The organism is Paenibacillus arenilitoris (assembly GCF_014705655.1).
In the GTDB taxonomy this organism is placed as follows: domain Bacteria; phylum Bacillota; class Bacilli; order Paenibacillales; family Paenibacillaceae; genus Pristimantibacillus; species Pristimantibacillus arenilitoris.
Map to the genome: position 1 here is coordinate 51,363 of NZ_JACXIY010000036.1, position 24,694 is coordinate 76,056.

Below are 24,694 nucleotides of genomic sequence, written 5' to 3' on the forward strand. Positions count from 1 at the left end.
TAGAAGGTAAAAGACTATGGACAAGCGACAGGCGGTGTAGCGATGCACGGAAAAATTTTGGTGGTCGACGACGAACAGCCGATTGCGGATATATTGAAGTTTAATTTGGAGAAGGAAGGCCATCAGGTCATCTGCGCCTTCGACGGCGGGGAAGCGGTAAGGCTCGCGTTCGAGGAGAAGCCGGATTTGATCCTGCTCGACCTGATGCTGCCGGTGAAGGACGGCATGGACGTCTGCCGGGAGGTGCGCGCCAAGCTGCAGATGCCGATCATTATGCTGACGGCGAAGGATACGGAGATCGACAAGGTGCTCGGCCTCGAGCTCGGCGCCGACGACTACGTGACGAAGCCGTTCAGCACGCGCGAGCTGCTGGCGCGGGTGAAAGCGCATTTGCGCAGGCAGCAGAAGCAGCCGGTCGCGACGTCGGGCGTAAGCGGCAGCGATTACGGCGGTTCGGCCGGCACGGATACGCCGGCGGAGCAGGAGCAGCAGGGCCTGCGGCTGTTCAATCTGTTCATCGACACGGATATGTATGTCGTGTATAAGGACGGCGAGCCGCTTGACCTGACGCATCGGGAGTACGAGCTCGTCTATTATATGGCGCGCAACAGCGGCAAGGTCATGACGAGAGAGCATTTGCTGCAAGCCGTATGGGGCTTCGAATATTTCGGCGATGTGCGGACCGTTGACGTGACGATCCGCCGGCTGCGCGAGAAGATCGAGGACGATCCGAGCCGGCCCGAATACATTATGACCCGGCGCGGGCTCGGCTACATGATGCGCAATGCGAAGACCGGGGGCTTCGGTTAAGAATGAAGGGCAAGAGCTTCTTCCATACGATTCAAGTCAAGCTCGTCATTATTTATTTGCTGCTCATTCTGGTGGCGATGCAGCTGATCGGGGTTTATTTCATCAGCACGGTGAAGAACTCGCTGAACGACAGCTTCACGAACAACCTGAAGGAGCAGGCCGACATCCTGTCGAAATTCGCGGCGCCGAGCCTCGCGGCCAAGCCTGATACGGAAGGCGATTCGGCGGAGAGCACGACCGAGGACCTCAGCCTCGTCGTGCGCAACCTGTTCAGCATCAGCGGCGCCGAGGTGCAGGTGCTCGATTCGAACGGCAAGGTCGTCGCAACGTCGCTGCAGGGCCATCAGTCGTACATCGGCAAGAAGAACAAGTCGCTGGCCGTCAGCCGGGCGCTGCAGAACATCTCGGACAACGAAGAGGAGATCATCGACGAGGACAACACGCGCAAGAAGATGATCGCGCAGCCGGTGACGCTTAACGACAAGGTCGTCGGCGCGGTGTACGTCGTCGCGTCGATGAACGAGCTGTACGATACGGTGAACCGGGTGAACCAGATTTTTTTCTCGGGCACGCTTATCGCGCTCGGGTTGACCGGCGTGCTCGGCATTCTGCTGGCGCATACGATCACGAATCCGATCCAGGGCCTCACGAAGCAGGCGGAGGCGGTGGCCGAAGGAAAGTTCGAGATGCAGGTGCCGGTGCTTGGCGACGACGAGATCGGCCGGCTCAGCATGGCGTTCAACGACATGACGATCCGGCTCAAGGATGCGCTTTCGGTGAACGAGGAAGAGAACGAGAAGCTGATGTCGATTCTGTCGAATATGAGCGACGGCGTCGTGGCGGCGGACGAGCATGGCCAGGTCATCGTCTGGAACCGGCGGGCGCTCGAGCTGCTCGACGTGCGGACCTGCGAAGGCTGCCAGCTGACGGAGCTGCTCGATCTGTCCGAGCAGAAGCTGCAGGAGCTGCAGGAAGGCCGGGGGCAGACGCTGCTCATCGAGCGCGGCCCGAGGGAGCCGGAGGCGGATGGCGGCGAAGAGGGGATTCTGCGCGTCACGTTCACCCCGATCCACCGGCGCGACAAAGGGACGACCGGCACGATCGCGGTGCTGCAGGACGTCACGGAGCAGGAGAAGCTGGAGCAGTCCCGCCGCGAGTTCGTCGCGAACGTGTCGCATGAGCTGCGCACGCCGCTGACGACGATCAAGAGCTACGCGGAGGCGCTCAACGACGGCGCGCTCGAGGAGCGGGAGCTGTCGGAGCGGTTCGTCGGCGTCATCCGCAACGAGACCGAGCGGATGATCCGGCTCGTGACGGACCTGCTGCACCTGTCGCGGCTCGATTCGAACCAGGCGCCGCTTCGGCGGCGGCAGACGAACGTGCACGAGATGCTCGACGAGGTCGCCGACCGTTTCTCGTTCCAGCTGCGGCAGAAGTCGATCAAGGCGGCGGTCCGGGTCGACCGCGGGCTGAAGGCCGCGTGGCTGGACCGCGATCAGATCGACCAGGTGCTGGACAATTTGTTTTCGAACGCGATCAAGTATACGCTCGACGGCGGTACGATCGAGCTGACGGCGAAGAAGCCGGCCGATTCGGACATGCTGGCGATCAGCGTGAAGGATACCGGTATCGGCATACCGAAGAAGGATTTGATCCGGATTTTCGACCGGTTCTACCGGGTCGACAAGGCGCGCTCGCGCAATATGGGCGGCACGGGTCTCGGCCTGTCGATTGCCCGGGAAATCGTCAAGGCGCACGGCGGCACGATCTCGCTCCATTCCGAGCTGAACGAGGGCACGACCGTGACGTTCACCCTCCCGCTGCTGCGGGAAGGGGGTGAGCCGGCATGATGGAGAAGGCGAAGACGACCGTGCTCATCGTGCTGGTGGCGCTCAGCCTGCTGCAAAGCTACTTGCTTGCCTACAGCATGCCGGGGCTGGGCGCGACGGTCCGCAGCGAGCAGGATTACGTGAACGCGGAGCCGATGGGGCCCGCGGCGAGCGTGGAGAGCGTTATTTTTCCGGAGGAGCTCATCATTCATCTGGGCGGCAACAAGCATACGGTCATCTACCCGGGCACGCAGTTCTATGAGATGATTCTGAACCAGCGCATTCAGGGCCGGGAGTTCAAGGGCTTCCAGCGAAGCCCGGTGAACGTGCTCGAATGGGATGAAATTCGCAAGAACGACATCGGAATCGAGCTTCGCTTCGACAACGGCATTCCGGTCGAGCTGCTGCAGAAGCTGCTGAAGCTGGAGGGCGATCTGCTGTTCCTGAACGAGACGATCGACCGGATCTGGATATTCAAAACGACCGGCACGGAGGAAGTGCGGACATTCTTTTTCAGCGCCGACGGGCAGACGGTGTACGAATCGGTGCGCGCCGACCTGACCGTCCGCGACGTGCAGGATTACGTCGGTTTCGGGCAGTTCCAGCCGAAATATACGATGACGGCGGACGGCTTGTACGTACCGGACGACCCGATCCAATCGACGGAGATGGTGTTCCCGTACGAGGCGTATTCGCCGGACCTGATGCAGCACAGCCTGTTCTTCGATCCGAACACGACCAGGGCGTTCGAGGACCGGAGCGGCTCGCAAATTTTTACGGACGGGAAGAAGGGCTTGCAGGTCGAGCAGAACGGCAAGTGGATCAGCTATACCGATCCGGCCGCACCGCAGAGCTTGGAGAACCTGCTCAGCGACAACGTGTACGCCTCGGTCGATTTCATTAACCAGAACGGCGGCTGGGACGGCGTTCACCGGTTCGTGAAGCAGACGGGCGAAGGCGAAGGGAAGTATATTTTGTTCAAGCAGTACGTAGAGCAGTACCCCGTGATCGAGACGCCGCCGTTCCGCTACGGCTATATGCGCTTGACGGTTCAGCAGGGCGACGTGACGGAATACTCGAGATCGCTCATTACGCTTGGGGCCAAGTCGGAAACGCGCAATATCCGCTGGCTGCCGGGCGGGGAGACGCTGGGGGGCCGTCTGGAAAATTACGCGAGACGCGGCGAGGTGACGGCGTTGTTCCCGGCGCTGCAGGCGATGCCGGCCGACGAGAATAGGATGCGGTTCACGCCGGTATGGGCCGTTCGGCTGAAGGACGGCACGGAGGAAGTGCTGTCGGAAGCATACCCGAGCGGCTATGAGCCGCCGAAGGGGCAGCAGGAGGAAACCCCGGCGGGCGGCGCGGAGGCTGGCGGGGAGGAAACGGCGCAGTCGGAGGAGCTTAGCGACGAGGCGAAGCTGCTGTCTTCCGTCGGCGCGGGCAAGCTTGGCGGCCAACCGATAGGGAACGGACCATAGAACAAGGCGGAACGAACGGAGGTGAAGGCGCGTGGATTGGGGACGGGCGAAGAGCGTATTGATTATTTCGTTCCTGCTGCTCAATATATTGCTCGGTTATCAGCTGTGGCTCGATATTAGCGAGCAGCTGAACGTTAATGTGAACACGGCGGAGCTGCCGCAGGACAAGGTGCAGCTGATGCAGCAGAAGCGGATTTCGCTCGAAGCCAATCTGCCGCTCGAAACTCCGAAGCTGGGCGACCTGACGTACTTGCTGCAGTCGGAGAGCCGGAAGAAGGCCGAGCCGGTAACGCTCGATACGCCGGTGGACAGCAAGCTGATTTATAATCAAGCCGAGCTGGTTAAGGAGCTGGGCGGCCGCATTCCGCAGCTGGAGCAGTATTCGTTCGACCTGCTGAACAGCAGCGACGGCAAGTTCGTCCTTCACCGGATGGTGGAGGGGCATCCGATGTTCGATGTGCGGCTGGAGCTGTACTACAACGGCAATCAGAAAATCGTGGCGTACAAGCAGGACCTCGTCGAGCTGCAAAGCATCGGCGAGGCGAAGCAGGTGCTGCCGGCGACGAAGGCGGTCGGCAGCTTGATCGAGACGTACCTGCCGGACGGGGCGGTCATCACGGATATTCAGCTCGGCTATCACGGGCAAATTTTCGATTCGGAGAAGCAGGTGTCGGCGCCATCCTGGCGCGTATTGCTGGAGAACGGGCTTCCCTATTACGTTCATGCGATCAGCGGGGAAGTAGCGACGGACGAAGCGGCAGAGGAAACGGCGGCGAACGGTTAATTCGGGAGCGGGAGAAGGGACAGGAACAAGAAGCTATGGGATTACGATTTACGGTATTGGGGAGCGGATCGACCGGCAACGCGACGATCGTGCAGGGGTGCGACAAGACGGTGCTGGTCGATGCGGGAATGAGCGCGAAGAAGCTGGACGAGCTGATGCGCGAGCGGGGCATAGCCGGCCACGAGCTGGATGCGCTGCTCGTCACGCACGAACATTCGGATCATATTAAGGGACTTGGCGCGTTCGCGCGCAAGTACGATCTGCCGATCTACGCGAACGAGGCGACGTGGGGCGCCATGGAGAGGCATATCGGCACGATTTCGGCCGAGAAGCGGGTCTGTATGGAGACCGGCGAGGAGGTCGTCTTCGGTTCGATGGCGGTCCAGTCTTATCCGATCTCGCACGACGCGGCGGAGCCGGTCGGGTACGTGTTCGTCGAGCACGGCGAGAAGCTGAGCCTGGCGACGGATCTCGGGTATGTAAGCGAGAAGGTGAAACGGCATATTATCGATTCGGACGTGCTCGTGCTGGAGTCGAACCACGATACGGAGATGCTGCGCATGGGCCGGTATCCGTGGAACACGAAGCGAAGGATCTTGAGCGACGTCGGCCATCTATCGAACGTCGCGGCGGGCGAGGCGCTGCTGGAGCTCATGACGGACCGGACGAAACGGGTCTATCTGGCCCATCTCAGCCTCGACCATAACTTAATGGATTTGGCGATGATGACCGTGAATACTATATTAGAGGATAACGGAATATTTTATAAAAAGGATGAACATCCGCTGCGGCCGACGTATTACGACCGGCCTACGCCATGGGATGAAGTGAAGCGGAAATAAGCGATTCCAGCTGCGCGTCGAGCTCGTCGGCCTTGGCGCTGAGCTCTTCTCTCGTCAGGATGCCCTTCTCTATGAACAGCTCCAGCATGGCGCTGAGCGTCAGAACGGTGCGGTAATGGTCATCCTTCAAGTCGGCCAGCTTGGCGGCAAGCTGCACGTGTTCCCAGGCGGCGGGCGATTTGGCTTTCATATCGTCATCTCTCCTTTTTTTGTGGGACGAATCTATTATTATTTTAGTCATTTCTTCCGAAAACATTCCTAGATTGATAAAAAATAGTCTTGATGTCAGAGGCATCGAGAGGAGCGATGGATATGGGCTTATTCGACGATGATTTCTATTCGACAAAGGTGTCCCGGCGCGCCGCGCGCGAGCATAAACGGGGTGACTTTGGCTTTCCATATAAAAGCGGCGATCGAAAGTGGTCCAACGTTCGCATCGCCTTCGTATCTTCATTCACCAGCGCGATCGCGGCCACGCTCCTGTTCGGTGCCTTCTTCGGAGGAGGCGACGGCGCGGCGGGGGGCGGGTCCATCACGGCGACGGGGGTCGTGCAGACGACCGATCCGCTCGAGCGCCCCGTGCAGGCGTCCGCGAAGGTTCGGCCGGCGGTGGTGAGCATCATTAACGAGCAGCTGTTCTCGTTCGGCATCGGCGGCGAAGAGGAGCAGGGCGATGAGGAGCAGGGCACGCTGCGCGAAGCGGGCGTAGGGTCCGGCGTCATCATCGACAAAAAAGACGGCAAAGCGATCATCGTGACCAACTACCATGTCGTCGACAACGCGCAGGCCGTGAAGGCGGTGCTCATGAACGGCGAGCGGCGCGAGGCGCGCATCGTCGGCAAGGACCAGATCACCGATCTGGCGGTGCTGGAGATTGACGCGAAAGGGATCGACGCCGTCGCCGAGATCGGCGATTCCTCGAAGCTTCGTCCGGCCGAATACGTCATCGCGATCGGCAACCCGCTCGGGCTAGGCGAATCGGTGTCGTCCGGCATTATTAGCAAGACGAAGCAGATCGTGCCGGTGTCGCTGAACCAAGACGGCGTGTACGACTGGGAGCAGGAGGTCATCCAGATCGACGCCTCGATCAACCAGGGCAACAGCGGCGGACCGCTGATCGACCTGGACGGGCGCGTCATCGGCATCAACAGCATGAAGATCGCCGATTTCGGCGTCGAAGGCATCGGCTTCGCGATTCCGATCAACAACGCGATGCCGATTGTCGAGAGCCTGCGCGAGCGCGGCTATGTGCCGCGTCCGTACCTCGGCGTCTATACGATGGACCTGGAGCAGTATTGGGAGCAGCAGGCGATGGAGGAAGCGTTCGGCGAGGACGAAGGCTCGGAGGAAGGGCAGGATGCGGACGGAGGCGAGGCGGAGCAGGAAGGGCCGGCCTCGGATATCGATATTAGCGAGATGCTGAAGCTGCCGGACGAGATTTTCGACGGGGTCATCGTGCTGGAGGCCGTCGGTCCCGCCAAGGACGCGGGGCTGGCGTTCAACGACGTCATCGTGAAGCTCGACGGCCAGTCGATTGGCAGCACGATGGAGCTTCGCAAATATTTGTACAGCAAGAAGAAGATCGGCGAGGAAATCAAGATTACGTATTACCGCGACGGCAAGCTGAAGGATACGTCGTTCAAGCTGGGCGAGAAGGAAGAAGAGGAATAGCGGAGAGCGGAACTTGATAGAGTAACGGCGATCAGGTGAAGGAATAGGATGAGGGCGGCGTTCCGCCTGAGGCCGCGTATGCTGCGTACGGTTCGAGATGACCGTTTGCGGCGTGCGCGGTCCTTTTTTTTGCTGCTGGCGGTGGTGGGGTTTAGAGGTGGGACGTGGCGAGCGAACGTGGTGGGACGAAGTGGGGCTCGGTGAGACTGGGTAGGGCGATGATGGATGGAGCGGCTTAGGCGCGTGATTTTTTTGTCGGAACGTGAAGGAAACGAGAGGCGATCGGCGGAAAAGATGTCGGAAGAGCGGGGTGCTGCGGTTCGGTGCGTCTTTGATTCACTATCCCATCGGCTCAGGAGCTCGTTGGAGATCGAATTGGAGCATTGGCTGCGATCATTGCCTTTAAGGGTGGGTGAAGTCGGAGTCGGCAGAGGGTGACGCGTTTCCGCGCGCTTTGCTTCACTATCCCCTTGGCTCAGGAAGAAGCAGGGAACGGGTGGACTTCGCTTCACAGGGAGGGTGATTTTCTGCTATGCTGGGAGAAGACAAGCAAGTTGACATCTAACAGGAATAGGAAGCGTGTAGAGTATGTATTGTGTATGCAAAGCCTGTATCGAGCGGGCATTGGACCGTTTCGTGGACGAATATGAGGACGCGCCGGACGTGGTCGACCTGAAGGAGACGAAGTTCGCGGACTGGGACCCGCCCCGGAAATGCGATTTGTGCGAGGACGCTGCGGCTTTTTTGGTCGTTTAGGGGAAGCTAAGGCGGATTTGCTATGAGATACAGAATGTGGGGCGGGCTTATCCGGGGTATGATTCGGCGGGATGAGGTTGGCGATACCGGAGGCAAACGGATAGGTTGATTGACCGCCTAAGACAAACAAAGGATGTGTAGCGCAGCGCATGCATATACAGATAGCGGCCGTTGGCAAGCTGAAGGAGAAGTATCTCGTGCTTGGCATCGCGGAGTATGCCAAGCGGCTCGGGCCTTACGTGAAGCTCACGCTCACGGAAGTGCCCGACGAGAAAGCGCCGGAGACGATGTCGGCGGCGGAGGAAGCGATCGTGCGCGAGCGAGAGGGCGAACGGCTTCTGGCGCAGCTGAAGCCGGATGCTCACGTTATCGCGCTCGCGCTCGACGGCGAGCTCTGGTCCAGCGAGGATCTCGCGGACCAGCTCGCTAAATTAGCCACGTATGGGCGGAGCCACGTGGCTTTTGTTATTGGCGGGAGCAACGGGCTCGCTCCCGCGGTGCTGAGGCGCGCCCAACAGAAGCTTAGCTTTGGGCGCATGACGCTGCCGCACCAGCTGATGCGGCTGGTGCTGGTGGAGCAGATTTATCGGGCGGTGAAGATAAATCGGGGGGAGCCTTATCACAAATAGTGGTAAAGCGGGGAGTGGCAATAACCATCGAGAAAGCCCATTTAAAAAACTTCTTATGGAATGAGAGCAAGAACGTAACATCGCAAACTTTTTAGAAGTGAGATTTGGATACCTGTTAGAAAAAAGAATGACCGTTAGGAAAGGGCCATCCAGCAAAGGATGGCCTTAAAACTTGCCGTTACCTTGAGTAAGTTGATTAAGTTGCTGAATCAACTGCTTGCGCGAGTCGAAGGATACTCCTTCAAATATTTTTTCGGCAGCTTGTTCCATGATGATTCGCGCATTTTCGATGATAGGGAGTGCTTCATCTGTCAATTTCACCAGCGTTGCCCGACGGTCATTGGGATCCGCCATCCGCATTAGCAAATTTTGTCCTTCTAAGGTATCTACATACTGTGTCATAACCCGAGCCTCAACTCCCAGGTTTTTTGCCAAATCACTCATACGAATGTTCCCAAATTGAGAAACATCCAAAAGTACGCGCAAACGTGGTCCAGTTAAGTAGGATGGTAATCCCATAGTCGATAACAGCCTTTCGAATTCACGATGAACTTGGTGTGTGGTCTTAATGAGAGTTTGTAACACAAAGGCGGCTGAAGTAGAGTTTGCTGGAAAAGGGAAATCTGAGCTGCTCATACATAATCTCCTTGACTTTTTATAATTTACTGACCATAATCATTATGTATATAGGGTTAATGATTATAGTCAATATAATCAAGCTCTGTATTTGTAGTTTAACCTAATCAGCAAACGGTAGCAAACAAATCTGTCTAAGAGGAGAGAACGAGATGAAACGATTTTTCTTATGCGTGTCGGAAGAATTAATTGTATTAGATGAATTAGAAGCGAAGTACAATGTCCAGACTCGCTCAATGGTTTTAAACCCAGTATGTATTGCAGTCGATCCCTTCCTGGCAAACCGTCTTTATTGTGGTACCGACGGTTATGGCCTATGGATGAGCGATGACGGCGGGGACAGTTGGAGAAGGATCGGAGAAGAGATCCCGGAAACAATCTTTACTTCGGTTTTCATCAGCCCGATCAGAAAATACGGAAATCATGGATTGGTCTATGTAGGAACAGATCGGAGTGCATTATTTTATTCCATCGATGGAGGCCAAACTTGGAGAGAATGGGAAGAAATCAAAGCGTTATCTTCCTATTCGAACTGGTCTTTTCCTCCTAATCCCCAAACCCATAATGTTCGTATGATTGCGGAAGATCCGTCTAATGGACATATATACGCTTCCATCGAAGCAGGAGCAGTGATTAAAACTCCAAATGGGGGCGAACGCTGGCTGGATACAAAAGAAGGAAACCCATTAGACGCTCACACACTATTAACTCATTCGAAGGCACCTAATCGAATCTATGCAGCGTGCAGCGACGGTGTAGATCAACCAGGCAGGAGTGTGTTAATGAGCCGCGATGGCGGCGAGACATGGGAACCTATTAGCGAGGGGTTAGAACATCGATATATGTTTAGTATGGTAGTCAATAAAGATGACCCGGACATGATGCTTGTTTCCGCCGCTGCTGCAGCAAGAAATGCTTATGACCCTTCGGTTGCAGAATCTTATATTTATCGTAAAGAAAAAAATCAGCCGTGGAAAAGGGTTGAAGAAGGCTTGCCCGTTGCGAAAGGTACGATGATTTCCAATTTAGCAGGGGACCCGCAAGATACCAATACTTTCTATGCGCTGAATAATCGGGGACTTTATCGGTCTTCAGATAACGGAAAAACTTGGACTGCATTGCCAATCGATTGGAAAAAGGAACATTTGCAGTATGTGCCACAGAGACGGCATCGCAGCGCATTATTAGTTGCCGATTGGGGAGGAGAGTAAAAATGAATCGACTACATGGAAAAGTGGCTTTGGTTACTGGCGGCAGCAGAGGGATCGGTCGAGGGATCGCATTACGACTAGCAAGAGAAGGTGCACTGGTTGCCGTTCACTATGGAAGTAGGCAGAATGCTGCGGAAGATGTGGTTAAGTCTATAAAAGCGAATGGGGGTGAAGGCTTCTCTATTGGTGCCAACCTCAACTCGGTTGCCGGAGTTAATCAACTAATCCAATTGCTTGATGAGGAACTCAAGCATCGAACCGGCAATACAGAATTCGACATATTAATCAATAATGCCGGTATGGGAATACCCGAATCCTTTGAAGAAACGACAGAAACCGCATTTGATGCAATATTTGCAGTGAATGTTAAAGCACCGTTCTTTTTAGTTCAACAGTCGCTTTCCCGCATTCGCAACGAAGGGCGTATCGTCAATATTTCATCAGGTGTTACTAGGGTTGCCTACCCGCCCATTATGGCCTATAACTTAACAAAGGGAGCAATCAATACCTTCACTCTTCATCTTGCAAAACTGCTTGGTCCTCGAGGTATCACGGTAAATGCGGTTTTACCCGGCATGGTTAGAACCGACATGAATGCGGACTTTCTTGATTCACCCGAAGCGCAAAAACTCCCTGCCGACATCGTTGCTCTTGGACGAATGGGAGAACCCTCCGATATTGCCGATGTTGTTGCGTTCCTTGCATCTCAGGATGGCCGTTTCGTCACAGCCCAATTGCTTGATGTTACGGGAGGATCTCATTTATAGTCATTGAACGGGAAACGATACTGTAAATAAGTCTCGCACAACCAAAAGGGAGCTGGCCGCGTCAGTTTTCTTTTGCATTTTTCGCTATTATGACCGTTAAGGGGAGCCTTACCACAAGTAACATGCCTCTTGTAGATGAGGATTGCGCTGATCATTCTGACCGTTGTCCCCTTCATTTCGGTTTCCATCATATTTTTTGGACAAGCGCGATCCCTAACCCGTTTACTATACAAAATTTCAGCGCCGTCATACTCCCGATCTTCATTGTGTTGAGCGTCACATTCCCTTTTTCCTGCATATTCATCTCCAGCTTCCTGCGATAGGGACAAGTCTCTGATGTGATAAGCAGACCCCTGAAAATCTTCCGGCTCTATCACCTCTTGCGTAAGTGGATGGTTCTTCCATTCGGGATCTTGTGTAAGGAATCGGCATACCCCCTCCAACTAGTGAGTCAAAAACTCTATAACTATCTAAAGCAGCAGTTGGTTGCGCATTCTGAATGAAAAGTGAGAACTTGCCGTTACAGACAATGTAATTATGGGTTTTGGAGTTTTTGTGTTTTTGGCCAGAGTTTGTCTTTAATGTAGGCCAGTACATACATTAATGGAGGTCAGTATCAAAAAAAGCCCTGAACTTAACGTACATACACTAAATTTTGGATTATGGAAATCCGATAAAAATTATGAACAAACCGCTATATCGGGAACATAGTCTGGTAATTGTTCAGAAGTGGCGAAGATGGCCAAAGGAAAGGGTGGAAGTTACTGGCCGCTGCCAAAAATTTCAGGAGTGAGGAGATTATCGCATTGAAACAAAAACGCAGTATAGGTAAAGCTATGATATCCTTCTGTCTGGCAGTATTGCTTCTTTTGCAGACAGTGGTATTCCCTGCTGCTACATATGCTGATGGCGCATCCGGCTCGCCGGCGGTATCTGATGGGGTGAATGACTCGCCAGATGAACCGCCAACGGCAACTGACGCGGTGTACAATCCGCCGTCCTCTTTCGCGCTCACGGCGATGGCAGCAGACCCGGCGGACAAAACGGCTGTGCTAGCGAACGCCAATGCGACGTTCAAGCTCACGGTAGAGCAGGGTGACCCTGCGACTGTGATCCCAGTGGGTGGAGAGATTAACGGCCGGGAGAATTTTACACTTGTGCTGGAGGATATCGCCGTGCCGACCAAGGGCGACGATATTAATGCTCCGCCCGAAAGCGTGATTCAGCAGGGAGATTATGCCGTCCTGGATAAGGCAATCTACTTCCCTGATGTGAATTTGACGCCTGCAGGTCCTCTAAACATTAATCAGGGCAGCCTGAAAATCGCTACCGTTCAGTTTTTTGCCGATTCCATCAAAATTACGTTTGATGGCGCAGGGGTATATGACGGCAGTAGACGCGACGTCAAAATCGGCTTCTCCGCCGTATCCAAGGCAGCAGATCAAACCCCGGGCGGCGGCGGGGATACGACCATTTTCGGAAATGGCTATAAGTTTAAAAACTCTGATTTGGTGCCGGAGTACAGCATTACCGTAAGCTCCTTAAGCAACGGCGGTTATGACAGCGGGATCAACAACCCCTCTTTTCAAGAGGGCGCCATTACATGGCGAGTGGCAGTGACTGCCACCGACACGGACGATAAAACCATCCCCATGCCGCTGGATGGGTTGACCTTCTCTAATGAGCTTGCGAACGTCGGTGTATATGTGCCAGGGTCCTTCTTTGTGGATGGAGATGCGGCAGATCCCGCTTATGCTGCTGATCGCACGTTTTCCTACAAGTTCCCAGACGTATCCACTGCAGATAACGTCAAAAGCACGGCGGAAATTACCTTCAAAACGTGGATTCCTAAAAATGTTTATTACTATGAGAAGAATGGCAATTTTGATCAGCACGGATGGTACCGCATTGATAACACCGCAAAGCTTTTGGGTGACACGGCTGCCGATGTGAAGGCTTCATCCAATACGCACCGGATTGCTATTCGTCCCAACTGGATTCTGGTGGGCGGCAAGCCCAGCAAGAGCGGAAACGATACGCTCATCACGTGGACGGTTGAGATTAACAAGAGGATTAACAATAACAGCGTGCTGTCCAAAACCGGCTTGCAGAACGTGAAGATTACAGACATGCTGCCCGCCGGGACGGAGTTTGTGTCCGCAACCTATAAGAATGGGGACAGCGGCACGGAAGCCCCAATTACCCGCAACGCCGCAGGGGAGTACGAGATTGGAACAGCCATCGGCGGGAATCTGGACGGGCCGCTCTATTTGACTGTTGTAACAAAGGTGACAGACGGCAGTATGTCAACCTTCGACTATAGTGCCCGCGCCAACTGGGAATTGGACGTGAAGGATGGAGAAAATGCCATCCAGAACAACGATGCGACCGGCTGGACCGCTCCCGATTCCGTTGTGGACGCTGCGCAGGTGAAGATCGGCGCACATGCTTTCACGAAAACCGTTGCAGCAAGAAATAACACCGCTCAAGCGCTACATGGAGGCGCCAAGTGGACGATCAACTTGACGCTGCAATATGATCTGGATGCTCCAGTCGTCTACGATATACTGGTTCATGGCGATTCTCTCGATGTGCTGGATAATCTGGATCCCAATCCTAGGGTAACACCGGACACCCTGAATGCAATCAGGAGCCAAATCGACGATAAGCAGCTCTGGCAAAAATACCGCGACAATACGCTAACTATGAGCGGTGGACTGACCGGAGATGTGATTACCCTGACGGTGAAAGGCGAGCCGGTGGCGGATCTTGTCAAGGTGACAGGGTATAAAGGAGATGTACTGGGGAGCGTTTCTTTCGAATCCGTTACGACCAACCCGGACAACCTGTTCCGACAAGATAAGGGGGGCAATTGGAGCGATTGGAGCAACCGCGGCTTGCTCTTCGATGGTGACGATTATGTGGCTAGATATGATGCCACCACCAAGAACAGGGTGCGGATGCTGAACAAGGAGATGCTGTATGCGAGTACAGTCGATGAGAAAGGCAACGCGTTAGGAAACATAGCCGCCGATTGGAATCGAAATTATGGCAACTGGAGCGCCAGCATATGGACGCGGCCAATTGTCGTCAATGATCCGAACTCGTATCTGGACGACTTCCGTGATGATAAATACATCCTGGCAGGCTACGATCGCAAGGATCGAACCGTCACTTTCCGGCTGGCCGTGAACATGCCGGGCTTCAAGACGGAGGAGATGGCCAAGGACGGCGGCACACGCGTAGCCAGCGACATCAAGCTGATGGATACACTGCCTGAAGGCTGGGAATTCGTGGATTATGCTCCGGGCGAAGCCTATCGGCTCTATACGGGTGTTACGGGCTATCATTCAAATGCTGAATTAGGTGGGTCAAGTGGAGGCGGTTATGGCCTATACGCACAAGCTACTGCGGTCATTCAGCCGAACGATCCCAAGCACGTGGTGAGCTTTTCCAAGAATGGCAATGTGGGCACCTTCACCTTCTCCAAGCTGGAGAGCCCTTACGTCATTCTGGTGAAGGCGCGTCCGACCAATGCCGCGCTGGCGACCTACCAAATAGGTAAAAATGATGCCGGTAAGAATCAGGCTTTGTTTTCCATGAAATGGGGGGACAAGCCTTATAGCGCTACTGAAGAGCACCGAATTATTGTGCCTATGCAGTCTCTGAGCAAGACAGCGAAAAAGCCGGTTTCCGGTGTACAGGAATGGACGGTGAACTACACGCCTCCGTTCGAAATGAAGCAGGGCGTCTATTTGCTGGATACCCTTGCCAAGGGTCTGAAGCTGCGCCAGAATGCGGAGGGCGGTCTATCTCTCGAACCTTCCGACATCGCTGTTTATCCCGGCAAGCTGAAGTCGGATGGCACTCTGGAGCGTGACGGAGGGCCGCTGGATCTTGCGGATCCGAACTCCGAAGTGAAGGTGACCGCGGGCATAGATCAGGCAACCGGGGGATCGACGCTCAGGTTTGATTTTGCCGATCCGAACAAGCTCTATCAGATCGTTTACCAGACCGAGTCCCAAGGCATGCAGCCGGGAGCGGCCGGGAATTCCATCAAGCTGATGGGCGATGATACCCTTCCGCCGATCGAAGCGCAGAGCAGTATTACGTTGGACGCGAACGATGTGGCGGGAAGTGCAAACGAAAACGGCCTGCTCTTCCTCAAGAAGGTTGGTCCCGACGGAACAACACCGCTGAAGGACGTAAAGTTCCAGTTGTTCAATCCTGACGGTACACCGGCCAGGGATAAAGAAAACAATGTAATGGCGGAAAAAACGACGGGCACGGACGGCAAGACGAATTTCATTATTCAGGTGCCGGGCGATTATTTGCTCAAGCAGACGTATATTGATCCCCTCACTTACTTGCCTACGACTACGGTGTACCGGGTACGTGTCATTGATGCGCCGGGCAAGCCTGTTCTTGTAGATGGACAGAAGGTGGACTCGAACAATCCGCTGATTGTGCCCACACCGGCCCAAGGCAAGCTGACCATCACCAAGAACGTGGAAGGCAACGGCAGCAATCCGGACAAAGATTTCGAGTTCACCGTGACCTTCGACGGCGAGGGCAAGGATGGAGAGTACACCTATATCTACAAGGAGCAGGACGGTACAACCAGCAATGGTAAGATTACGAGTGGTGACAAGATTACCCTTAAGCATGGGGAATCTGTAACGCTGCCGGCATTGCCTGCAAATATGGTCTATACCGTAACCGAGGACGATTATACGACCATTGACGGTTATACGACCACGCCGGGAACGAGAGAGCTGTCAGGCACAATCGTGAATAAAGGCGATCACAAAGCAGATTTTGTCAACCAGCGATATGTTAGCAATCTGACCATCAGCAATACCGTTACGGGGGACGGCGATGAACCGGACAAGCCGTTTAAGTACACGGTGACCTTTGACGGTACAGGAAAGGGTCAAACCTACAATTATGAGCATTCAGACGGCACGACGGGTACGGTCGCATCCGGCGATACCTTTGAGCTCAAGGATGGCGAGACCTTTAAAATTATCGATCTTCCAGAGAATTTGAAGTATACGATCACCCAGGACGGTTACTGGCACGACGGCTACGTGACCACCCCTGCGGCCTTGTCTGATGAGGGAGTCATGGCGCGCGCCGATCGCGAAGCGGACTTCTTCAACGAACGGACCGTCAACAAGCTGACGATCAGCAACACGGTCATGGGCAACGGCGGCGACAAGACGAAGGCGTTCGAGTACACCGTCAGCTTTGAGGATACAGGAAAGGATAAGAGCTACGCGTATACGAAGTCGGATGGCGCGACGAGCATACCGGGCACGATCAAGTCTGGCGAATCCTTCACATTCAAGGATGGAGAGACACTGGAAATTGCGGGTCTGCCTAAGGATCTGAAATACACGGTGACTCAGAAGGACTACACCGCTGACGAATACGTGACCACGCCTAACGAACGCCAATATACCGGAGTCATGGTGGGCAAAGACGAAGTTGCCCCGTTCACGAACGTGCGAGTCATAACAGGCGGCCTGATCATCAGCAACACGGTTCAAGGCAAAGACGACGACAAGAAGAAGCCGTTCAAGTACACGGTCACCTTCACCGGCGAGGGGTCGGGCGAATCCTACGCCTATGAGAAATCGGACGGCAGCACGGGAACGATCAAGAGCGGAGACACCTTCGAGCTTACAGATGGCCAGACGTTCGTTGTAGAAGGACTTCCCACGTATCTCGAGTATTCGGTGACCCAGAATGACTATATGCAGGACGGCTATGTGACGGATCCTGAAAGTCTCGTTCGCACAGGTACTATTCCGGAGAAAATAGCGGCCGAGGCACACTTTGTCAATACCCGCCCGTATCTGGAAGGCGTGCTGCGCGACAACAAAACAGGAAAAGAAATTCCTAATGCGCCCATCACGGTGACCGATCTAAAGACAGGCAAGGAGCTTCAGACAGAGACGAATGAGCGGGGGGAATATTCGGTCCCAGCCGCAGCGGATACCGACTATACGATCACATATACGAAGTGGTACCAGGTAGGCGGGAAGGAAGTCCCTGTCGAGTTCACGCAGAAGGCCAATGTGGACAACAGCGTAACGGACGAGACCGTTCCGGCGGATATTACGGCGGTAGGGATCGTTATGTTCAAGCAGCTGGATGGAACAACAGAGCTATTCAACGATTCGTTTATTAGCCAGATGCATATCTATCTGAAGGACAAGGCCAACAATTATATCAAGGAGAACGGTCTTCCCAAGGCGTTTTCGATGGCTTCGAACGGCACTTTCTCCGTAGAAGGGCTAAGTGGGCAAGAGTACACTATGGAAGTTCGCTATCAAGCCGATACAGGCGAGGAAGTGCTCCTCAAAGTGGCGAAGCTGGACGTGAAAGCCAACGGAGAGCTGAATATTTCCGAGGAATTGGTCGACCCTTACGGTACGGTTTATGATGAAACGACAGGAGATGCCATCACCGGCAAGAAAATTGAAGGAGCGAAAGTTACCCTGTATTATGCGGATACGGAGCGGAATAGAAATAACGGCCGCATTGCAGATACGAAAGTAACGCTTCCTCCGGTTCCGAATTTTCCGCCACACGACAACAAGAGCCCGGAGCAGGATAGCGACGCAAATGGCTTCTATGCGTACATGGTGTTTCCTGAAGCGGATTACTATCTGATCGTAGTGAAGGACGGATACGAGACGCATAGGAGCGGCACGATTTCCGTCGATTTTGACATTGTAAAATACGACGTGCCAATGAAGCCGATCGCTTCCGGCGGTGGACCGGTGATCCCGCCTGCCCCGTCGACCCCTGAGCCGGAACCTGGCGACGGCGACAACGGAATCGACGACGGCGACAACGGAACCGACGAAGTCGACAACGGAACCGAAGACGCTGACAATGGAACCGGTGATAGCGGCAACGAAACCGATAACGGTGGCAATGGAGCTGGCAACGGTGGCAATGGAGCTGGCAACGGCGACAATGAAACCGACGACGGCAACAACGCCCCCGGTAACGTTGACAATGGGACCGGCAACGGCAACAACGAGCTGGACGAAGTTCCGAAAACAGGAGATAGCAGCGTATCGCCAATCTTATATATGGCCTTGGCGCTGATGTCCTTGATCACGATCGGACTTTGTCTACAAGGCAACAGGAAGAAAAAGCACATTCAGTAAACGGGGAGGCGGTAAGAAGATGAGTAAAACGAAGAAGGTTCTTATCGCCGTTTCCTTCCTTGTGCTGGTATTTTCGCTTGCCGCACTTGCGAGAACGTTCCTGCAGGATTATGCTGAGCAGCAGAAAATCGAAGAACTGACAAAAGTTTGGGAGGAAGGGTCGGACAAAGGCGGAGGGGATGCATTCCCCTCCCTTTTGTTCAATAAGGCGAATGAGCCGGTCATGCTCCCCGAATTTCAAGAGCTTTACGAGAGGAATCCGGACATCGTGGGTTGGCTGAAGATTGACGGCACCCGCATCGAGTACCCGGTCATGCTGAATCCGCAGGATGCGGAATACTATCTCAATCATGATTTCGATAAAAAAGAAAACAAAGGCGGCCTTCCCTTTTTGGACGCGCATAGCCGGATTAACGGTTCGGACATATTGCTGATTCATGGACATCACATGAAGAGCGGTTGGATGTTTAAAGATTTAATGGAGTATAAGAGCGAAAGCTTTTTTAAAGAGCATGCTACGTTCCAGTTCAGCACGCTTTACGAAAAGAACGAGTATGAGATTATTGCCGTTATTCTGTCACAAGTTTACCGCAAATCGGACGACGTTTTTAAATACTACCAGATTGAGAATGTAAGAACGCCCGCCGAGTTCGATTCGTATGTTCAGAACATCAAAAATCTCGCTCTTTATGACACGGGCGTAACAGCCCGGTATGGCGACAAACTTATTGTACTGTCCACGTGCGAGTACTCGAACGAAAACGGCCGGTTAGCGGTGGTCGCCCGAAGCCGTTAGAGTGTTATTGAGAGCCGTACCATAAGTAGGACGAAAATCTCTGAATATAATGCAAAGGGCCCCTCTACGTATTTATTATAAGTCGAAATTATTCGCATGAATCGCTTACTTGGTGCTGAAAGTTACCTTTGATAGGAGGGCGGGGGAGACCGCCTTGGAGAAGGTTCTTTGCGCAGGCAAGCGTTTGCACCGAATTGTTGGAATAGTCCCTTTAATAAATCGAAATCAGTTCCTTCGTATAAGCATGGCGTTCCTCATGGAATAGCTGCTCGCGTTCACATTGGTCGACGAATTGGCCGTCCTTCATCACGAGAATGCGCTGACACATTTGGTAGACGGCGGCAAGATCATGCGAGATGAACAGATAAGATAAGGCCAATTGGGACTGCAATGAGGCTAACAGGTCAAGCACGGCGCCCTGTGACAGCACATCCAGGCTTGCGGTTGGCTCGTCCAGCACAATAAGATCCGGCTCGATGCTGATTGCTCTGGCAAGGGTTACCCGCTGGCGCTGACCGCCGCTCAGTTCATGCGGGTATCGGTCCGCGAACGAGGCGGGCAATTCGACGGCTTCAAGTAGCTGCTTGACATAGCTGTCCCGTGATGGAACCGTAAAGTGCTTCAATTGAAGCTCATGCTTGAACTGCTCATAGGGATCAATTAATATATCCTTTATTCTCAGCTTTGGATTAAGGGCGGCCGACGGATTCTGGAGCACGATCTGGATATGTTTACGGTACGGCTGCAGCTTACGGCCGTGAAGTTCTTCGATCCGAACTCCGTTCAATATAATATTGCCGCTGTCGATGTCCTCTAAGCGCAGCAGACAGCGGGCTAATGTGCTTTTTCCGCAGCCGCTTTCTCCTACCAGCCCCAGGCATTCTCCTTGATTCAGATGAAAAGATACATGATTTACAGCCGCCGTGCCCGTCTTGTATGACTTGGTTAATTGATTCACAGTCAGTAGACTCATACCTTATTTGCCTCCTCCAGTCCGGAAGGGAGAAAGCCCTCTGGGATCGGCAATGTGGGCGAGTTCTGGATAAGCCGTTGCGTATAAGGGTGCTTCGGATGGTCAAGGATTCGATGCTTGCTGCCCGACTCGACGATCTCGCCTGCTTTCATGACGGCGATTCGTTCCGCATAACGTTTCACATGGCGCCAGTCATGCGTAATAAACAGGATGGTACAGCCGGTTTGCTGCTGCTTGCTGGCAAGAAGCTGCAATATTCGATGACCCGATACACTGTCCAGCGCCGTAGTCACTTCATCGGCAATAAGCAAATCCGGCGAGAGCAGAAGCGCCATGGCAATAGATACGCGCTGAAGCTGCCCGCCGCTTAATTGAGACGGATAACAGCTATAGAGTCCTTCGTCTAATCCTACGGATTCTAATGCTTCCAATGCTTGTTCCTGGCGTGCACGGGCTGAAGATGCGGTATGCGTTCTTAGCACCTCATCGAAATGCTGACTAATCGTTCGGAATGGGGTGAAGGAGCCTTGATAATCCTGGAACACATAAGACAACGAGCGGCCGCGTAATGCTCGGACCCTTGCAGAGGGCATGCCGAGCATTTCTTCTCCCATAAATTGAATGTGACCGCTTGCTTTCAAATTTGGAGGGAGCATCTGCCCGATCGACTGCGCTAGCAGCGTCTTGCCGCTGCCGCTTTGTCCGACCAGTGCGTACCACTCTCCCTTCTGTAACGAGAGAGATACTTGTTGAATAAGCGTATGCTCGCCTTTACGCACGGATAATTGATCGATGGACAAGATCATGGCTGCACCTCCTTCTTGACGTCAAAGCGATCGCGGAAATAATCACCAAGCATGTTCGCCAGCAGAACAACGGTAATAATAGAAAGTCCCGGATAGATCATTAGCGCTGGCCTCGATTGAAAATAAGGACGCGATTCATTCAGCATAGCTCCCCATTCCGGGTACGGCGGCTGTACACCAAGTCCGATGTAGGAAAAGGCGGAGATGAGCAATATGATTTTGCCCAGATCCAGACTAGCCATGACCAGGACGTTGCCGATGATATGGGGGAACAGATGCTTGCGCATAATGCGGGCCGTCGACAAGCCGTTACTCCTCGCGATAAGCACATAATCCTTCTGCGACTCTGTAAGCACGGTGCTGCGAACAAGCCGGGCGTAGTTCACCCATTTGATGAGAATGACGGCGACAATTAAATTGCCGATACTTGCACCAAGCATGCCGGCTAGCAAGATCGCAACAAGAGTATCCGGGAAAGCAAGAAAAGCATCGGCAATTCTCATCAATATTCGGTCTGTGAACCCACGGCGATAACCAGCTAGCAAACCTAACGGTATACCGATCAGAAGCGCTGCTGTTAAGGCGAGCAGACTATAACCGACAGTTTGAACGCCGCCAAGCAATATCCTGGTTAAGATATCACGCCCCAAGTGATCCGTGCCGAGAGGATGCAGCCGGCTTGACGCTAATAGACTTTGGCTTAAATCCGTGAGATTCGGGTCATGTCGCAAATATACGAAGGCATACAAAGCGGCTGCTGTAACCGTAAGTACGAAGATGGCTGCTATGGCCATTTGCCAAGTGAGCTTATAGGATTGTCCGATTCTTAAGGATTTCATGATCGTATTCTCTTTTCTTTCAAATACATGTCCGGATTTAAATAGCGGTATGACAGATCAACAGCCGTATTGACTATGAATACAACGATCGCCATCACGAAAATGTATCCTTGAATGAGCGGGTAATCCCGCTGCCTGATGGCGTCCAGCACCAGCTTGCCGACGCCCGGATAAGCGAATATCACTTCTACCACAACGACCCCGCCGATCAGGCTGCCGAAGCTTACGCCAAATACGGTAATGACGGGCGGGAGGCTGTGGCGCAGGGCATGAATGAAAAAAACGCGGGATGGAGACAGCCCGCGAGATTGTGCTGCACGAATAAATTCCTGGCCTAACGAATCAAGCAGGCTGGAGCGCAGCAGCCGGACATAGACGCCGGACATAGCAAGTCCAAGCGTCAGGGAAGGCAGAAGCAGGGAGGAGAAGCCATCCCTGCCCATCGTTGGCAGCCATCCGAGCCGTACGCCGAACAGATCAACGAATAATAAACCTAACCAGAAGCTTGGAACAGCCGCGCCCACAATGGCCAAAGCTCTGCTGATATGATCGATCCAGCTGTTGCGGTATATTGCGGCCAACGATCCGAGCGGGACAGACAGCAGCAGCATGACGATTAGCGCACCGAATGTTAATTCCAGCGTTGCCGGAATCCCTGCAAGGATGATCTCCATAACCGGCTGTCCGGTTGAATAGGACTGTCCGAAATCAAGCTTTACGAAATCAAGCAGCCACTGGCTGTATTGAACGAGCAGCGGATCGCCCAAGCCCATATCCTCGCGAAGCGCTTCGATCTGCTCCTGACTTACCGCAAGCTCATCTACATTCAAGATGGTTAGAACCGGATCGCCGGGAGCGAGGCGAACGATCAGAAAGCTGATGAATGTAATCAACATTATAAACATCAGCATTTCTGAAAATTTGCGAAGCACCAGTCGAATCATGATTTCACATCCAGCTTATTGGTGATCATATAATATTCGCTTTTGGCCGTTACCCAGTTGACAACCTTGTCTTCATTATATGCGACGATGGTTGATGGATGGAGGACAAAGGAGTTGTACACATGGTCACGGACATAATTGGCTGCTTGTTCAGCCAGTGCAGCACGTGCGTCCATCTTAACGGTACGGTTAAGCTCGTCGATGATGGCCGTCAGCGCATCGTCTTTTGCTCCGCTGAAGTTAAGCGCTCCAGTTGGATGGTAGGTTGCATTCAAATAATAGCCCGCATCGCCCCGTGGAGCCGTCAGGTTGCTGTAGGTAGCGATATCCCAGTCGCGGTTAGAAGCCATATATTCTTCTGGCGTATCGATTTGCCGAATTTCGACGTTGATGCCGATCCGTTTGGCATCGGACTGGAATACTTGCGCGATTAGCGGCAAATCCGCTCTTGCGGAATAGGTCAGCAATGTCAGCTCAAGAGGCTGGCCGTCCTTCTGCATAACACCGTTCTGAAGCGTGTAGCCCGCGTCCTTCAGATAAGCAATTGCCGCTTCTTCTCCTGACTCCAATTGGTTCTCTGTATAGGACGGAGCGAATGGAAGAGAAGGGAGGAATGGGCCAACAGCCGCTTCACCGTAACCGAGCAGAATCGAATTTACAATTTCCTGGCGATCGATTAACGCATCGATTGCACGGCGTACATTGATATCTTTCATGCTTTCGCGCTCCAGGTTCATGGTCATCTGATGCACACGGAAGGTAGCTGTGGATTCAACATGTACGCCCTTAGTTTCATCCAGGGACGCCAGGCTGTTGACCTCAGGGCGGTATACAATATCGACTTGTCCTGACTTAAGAGCAAGCGAACGGGCATTGGCATCTTCATTGAACATAAAGGTTACAGAATCAAGCGGAGCAACTCCGTCCCAATAACCGTCATAGCGAACAAGCTCGAGCTTGCTGCCAGGGGCAAAGGATTTCAATTGGAAGGGCCCCGTGCCAACCGGATGGTTAACGAAATCCGTTTCGGTTACATCAATGATCGAAGTATTCGGATTGACGAGCTCCGATATAAATTCGGGAAACGGTTGTACGGTTGTAATGTTCAGCATTTGTCCGTCCGCTTCGATCGAATCGACTTTAAGAGCATTCTGGATGGCCACGCTTTCTTCCAGCGCACGCTCCAGAGAAGCTTTCACCGTCTCGGCTGTCATCGGATTGCCGTTCTGGAAGGTTATGTTCTCGCGCAGCTTAATGGACCAATGCTGCCCGTCATCGCTTTCCCAGCTTTCGGCCAGCCATGGGGCTACCGCCAGATTCTCCTCATCCAGTTTCACTAACGTTTCCGTGATGCCGGCTCTGAGCGGCACGTAGCTGGAGTCTACATGAGGATCCAATGAGCTCGTTGAGAAGTTATAAAGGAAGCTGATATGTTTCTTGTTTGCAGAAGAATTTTCATCAGATTCATTGGCTTGTCCGCATGCGCTTAACAGCGAAAAGGAAAGGATGAATGCGATTAACGCCAGCAAAGTCTTATGTTGGTTCGCAGTGTTCAAAAGTAGTGCCTCCTATATGTAATGATTACAATTAATATTAGATTATAGCGTAGTCATTACGATTAATCAATGTGAATAACTGATCCTGAATATCTAACTTGAATCTTGCGATTTTTCGATACAGTGTGCCTCAAAAGGCAGACCTGTAGCGTGAAAGGTAAATCAACGGTTTAGGCCGTG

The 24,694-nt window shown here is 53.4% G+C and carries 19 protein-coding genes; 12 read left to right on the top strand and 7 right to left on the bottom strand.

Annotated features, from left to right (window positions below):
* Nucleotides 1-42 precede the first annotated feature (42 nt).
* The 5 genes from yycF to IDH41_RS24810 are packed head-to-tail and all read left to right on the top strand — an operon-like array spanning nt 43 to nt 5,743.
* Entirely contained in the window at nt 43-810 is a 768-nt protein-coding gene (gene yycF / locus IDH41_RS24790) for a response regulator YycF (RefSeq protein ID WP_190865927.1), read from the top strand.
* A 2-nt stretch (nt 811-812) separates the two neighbouring features.
* Entirely contained in the window at nt 813-2,660 is a 1,848-nt protein-coding gene (gene walK / locus IDH41_RS24795) for a cell wall metabolism sensor histidine kinase WalK (protein WP_190865930.1), read from the top strand.
* Nucleotides 2,657-4,117 (top strand): YycH family regulatory protein, encoded by a 1,461-nt coding sequence (locus IDH41_RS24800; RefSeq protein WP_190865932.1) that lies wholly within the window; start codon nt 2,657-2,659, stop codon nt 4,115-4,117. The genes walK and IDH41_RS24800 overlap by 4 nt, the downstream gene beginning before the upstream one ends.
* 31 nt (nt 4,118-4,148) lie before the next feature.
* Complete coding sequence (yycI, locus tag IDH41_RS24805; RefSeq protein ID WP_190865934.1) at nt 4,149-4,901, top strand: two-component system regulatory protein YycI; 753 nt, start codon at nt 4,149-4,151, stop codon at nt 4,899-4,901.
* Between the two features lie 35 nt (nt 4,902-4,936).
* Nucleotides 4,937-5,743 (top strand): MBL fold metallo-hydrolase, encoded by an 807-nt coding sequence (locus tag IDH41_RS24810; protein ID WP_190865936.1) that lies wholly within the window; start codon nt 4,937-4,939, stop codon nt 5,741-5,743.
* On the opposite strand, the gene IDH41_RS24815 is transcribed toward IDH41_RS24810, so the two are convergent.
* Nucleotides 5,712-5,933: a hypothetical protein gene (locus IDH41_RS24815; protein ID WP_190865938.1), complete on the bottom strand. Its 222-nt coding sequence runs from the start codon at nt 5,931-5,933 to the stop codon at nt 5,712-5,714. The two genes, IDH41_RS24810 and IDH41_RS24815, sit on opposite strands and share 32 nt — an antisense overlap.
* Before the next feature lie 122 nt (nt 5,934-6,055).
* Between IDH41_RS24815 and IDH41_RS24820 the strand changes: the two genes are divergently transcribed.
* From IDH41_RS24820 to rlmH, 3 genes are all read left to right on the top strand, one after another.
* Nucleotides 6,056-7,414: a S1C family serine protease gene (locus IDH41_RS24820; protein WP_190865940.1), complete on the top strand. Its 1,359-nt coding sequence runs from the start codon at nt 6,056-6,058 to the stop codon at nt 7,412-7,414.
* Between the two features lie 588 nt (nt 7,415-8,002).
* Nucleotides 8,003-8,170 (top strand): CxxH/CxxC protein, encoded by a 168-nt coding sequence (locus tag IDH41_RS24825; RefSeq protein WP_190865942.1) that lies wholly within the window; start codon nt 8,003-8,005, stop codon nt 8,168-8,170.
* A 149-nt stretch (nt 8,171-8,319) separates the two neighbouring features.
* Nucleotides 8,320-8,799 carry a 23S rRNA (pseudouridine(1915)-N(3))-methyltransferase RlmH gene (gene rlmH / locus IDH41_RS24830; protein WP_190865944.1) on the top strand — a complete coding sequence of 160 codons (480 nt, stop codon included), beginning with the start codon at nt 8,320-8,322 and terminating at the stop codon, nt 8,797-8,799.
* Between the two features lie 165 nt (nt 8,800-8,964).
* Here rlmH and IDH41_RS24835 read toward each other — a convergent pair whose 3' ends face one another.
* Nucleotides 8,965-9,435: a MarR family winged helix-turn-helix transcriptional regulator gene (locus IDH41_RS24835; protein ID WP_190865946.1), complete on the bottom strand. Its 471-nt coding sequence runs from the start codon at nt 9,433-9,435 to the stop codon at nt 8,965-8,967.
* A 152-nt stretch (nt 9,436-9,587) separates the two neighbouring features.
* Here IDH41_RS24835 and IDH41_RS24840 point away from each other — a divergent pair, with 152 nt between their 5' ends.
* The 4 genes from IDH41_RS24840 to IDH41_RS24855 all read left to right on the top strand — a co-directional run bounded on the left by IDH41_RS24840 (nt 9,588) and on the right by IDH41_RS24855 (nt 19,396).
* Complete coding sequence (locus IDH41_RS24840; RefSeq protein WP_190865948.1) at nt 9,588-10,646, top strand: WD40/YVTN/BNR-like repeat-containing protein; 1,059 nt, start codon at nt 9,588-9,590, stop codon at nt 10,644-10,646.
* Between the two features lie 2 nt (nt 10,647-10,648).
* Nucleotides 10,649-11,413, top strand: coding sequence for an SDR family oxidoreductase (locus IDH41_RS24845; protein WP_190865950.1), 765 nt, complete (start codon nt 10,649-10,651; stop codon nt 11,411-11,413).
* Between the two features lie 836 nt (nt 11,414-12,249).
* On the top strand, nt 12,250-18,600 hold the full coding sequence (locus tag IDH41_RS24850) for a DUF7601 domain-containing protein (protein ID WP_397328546.1): 6,351 nt from the start codon (nt 12,250-12,252) through the stop codon (nt 18,598-18,600).
* A gap of 19 nt (nt 18,601-18,619) precedes the next feature.
* Entirely contained in the window at nt 18,620-19,396 is a 777-nt protein-coding gene (locus IDH41_RS24855) for a class B sortase (RefSeq protein WP_190865954.1), read from the top strand.
* A gap of 211 nt (nt 19,397-19,607) precedes the next feature.
* On the opposite strand, the gene IDH41_RS24860 is transcribed toward IDH41_RS24855, so the two are convergent.
* The 5 genes from IDH41_RS24860 to nikA are packed head-to-tail and all read right to left on the bottom strand — an operon-like array spanning nt 19,608 to nt 24,514.
* Nucleotides 19,608-20,369 (bottom strand): ABC transporter ATP-binding protein, encoded by a 762-nt coding sequence (locus tag IDH41_RS24860; RefSeq protein WP_190865956.1) that lies wholly within the window; start codon nt 20,367-20,369, stop codon nt 19,608-19,610.
* On the bottom strand, nt 20,366-21,175 hold the full coding sequence (locus tag IDH41_RS24865) for an ABC transporter ATP-binding protein (RefSeq protein WP_190865958.1): 810 nt from the start codon (nt 21,173-21,175) through the stop codon (nt 20,366-20,368). The genes IDH41_RS24860 and IDH41_RS24865 overlap by 4 nt, the downstream gene beginning before the upstream one ends.
* Nucleotides 21,172-22,014 carry a nickel transporter permease gene (gene nikC / locus IDH41_RS24870; RefSeq protein WP_190865960.1) on the bottom strand — a complete coding sequence of 281 codons (843 nt, stop codon included), beginning with the start codon at nt 22,012-22,014 and terminating at the stop codon, nt 21,172-21,174. Before nikC ends, IDH41_RS24865 begins: the two co-directional genes overlap by 4 nt.
* Nucleotides 22,011-22,958, bottom strand: coding sequence for a nickel ABC transporter permease (gene nikB, locus IDH41_RS24875; protein ID WP_190865962.1), 948 nt, complete (start codon nt 22,956-22,958; stop codon nt 22,011-22,013). Before nikB ends, nikC begins: the two co-directional genes overlap by 4 nt.
* Complete coding sequence (gene nikA / locus IDH41_RS24880; protein ID WP_190865964.1) at nt 22,955-24,514, bottom strand: nickel ABC transporter substrate-binding protein; 1,560 nt, start codon at nt 24,512-24,514, stop codon at nt 22,955-22,957. Before nikA ends, nikB begins: the two co-directional genes overlap by 4 nt.
* Nucleotides 24,515-24,694 lie beyond the last annotated feature (180 nt).

What these genes read in the sequence shown, in the direction of transcription:
- IDH41_RS24840 (WP_190865948.1), top strand. Translation starts at nt 9,588, where the DNA reads ATGAAACGATTTTTCTTATGCGTGTCGGAAGAATTAATTGTATTAGAT.
- rlmH (WP_190865944.1), top strand. Translation starts at nt 8,320, where the DNA reads ATGCATATACAGATAGCGGCCGTTGGCAAGCTGAAGGAGAAGTATCTC.
- yycF (WP_190865927.1), top strand. Translation starts at nt 43, where the DNA reads ATGCACGGAAAAATTTTGGTGGTCGACGACGAACAGCCGATTGCGGAT.
- nikC (WP_190865960.1), bottom strand. Translation starts at nt 22,014, where the DNA reads ATGAAATCCTTAAGAATCGGACAATCCTATAAGCTCACTTGGCAAATG.
- nikB (WP_190865962.1), bottom strand. Translation starts at nt 22,958, where the DNA reads ATGATTCGACTGGTGCTTCGCAAATTTTCAGAAATGCTGATGTTTATA.
- IDH41_RS24855 (WP_190865954.1), top strand. Translation starts at nt 18,620, where the DNA reads ATGAGTAAAACGAAGAAGGTTCTTATCGCCGTTTCCTTCCTTGTGCTG.
- IDH41_RS24850 (WP_397328546.1), top strand. Translation starts at nt 12,250, where the DNA reads ATGATATCCTTCTGTCTGGCAGTATTGCTTCTTTTGCAGACAGTGGTA.
- IDH41_RS24810 (WP_190865936.1), top strand. Translation starts at nt 4,937, where the DNA reads ATGGGATTACGATTTACGGTATTGGGGAGCGGATCGACCGGCAACGCG.
- IDH41_RS24845 (WP_190865950.1), top strand. Translation starts at nt 10,649, where the DNA reads ATGAATCGACTACATGGAAAAGTGGCTTTGGTTACTGGCGGCAGCAGA.
- IDH41_RS24835 (WP_190865946.1), bottom strand. Translation starts at nt 9,435, where the DNA reads ATGAGCAGCTCAGATTTCCCTTTTCCAGCAAACTCTACTTCAGCCGCC.
- IDH41_RS24860 (WP_190865956.1), bottom strand. Translation starts at nt 20,369, where the DNA reads ATGAGTCTACTGACTGTGAATCAATTAACCAAGTCATACAAGACGGGC.
- walK (WP_190865930.1), top strand. Translation starts at nt 813, where the DNA reads ATGAAGGGCAAGAGCTTCTTCCATACGATTCAAGTCAAGCTCGTCATT.
- IDH41_RS24820 (WP_190865940.1), top strand. Translation starts at nt 6,056, where the DNA reads ATGGGCTTATTCGACGATGATTTCTATTCGACAAAGGTGTCCCGGCGC.
- IDH41_RS24865 (WP_190865958.1), bottom strand. Translation starts at nt 21,175, where the DNA reads ATGATCTTGTCCATCGATCAATTATCCGTGCGTAAAGGCGAGCATACG.
- IDH41_RS24815 (WP_190865938.1), bottom strand. Translation starts at nt 5,933, where the DNA reads ATGAAAGCCAAATCGCCCGCCGCCTGGGAACACGTGCAGCTTGCCGCC.
- IDH41_RS24800 (WP_190865932.1), top strand. Translation starts at nt 2,657, where the DNA reads ATGATGGAGAAGGCGAAGACGACCGTGCTCATCGTGCTGGTGGCGCTC.
- IDH41_RS24825 (WP_190865942.1), top strand. Translation starts at nt 8,003, where the DNA reads ATGTATTGTGTATGCAAAGCCTGTATCGAGCGGGCATTGGACCGTTTC.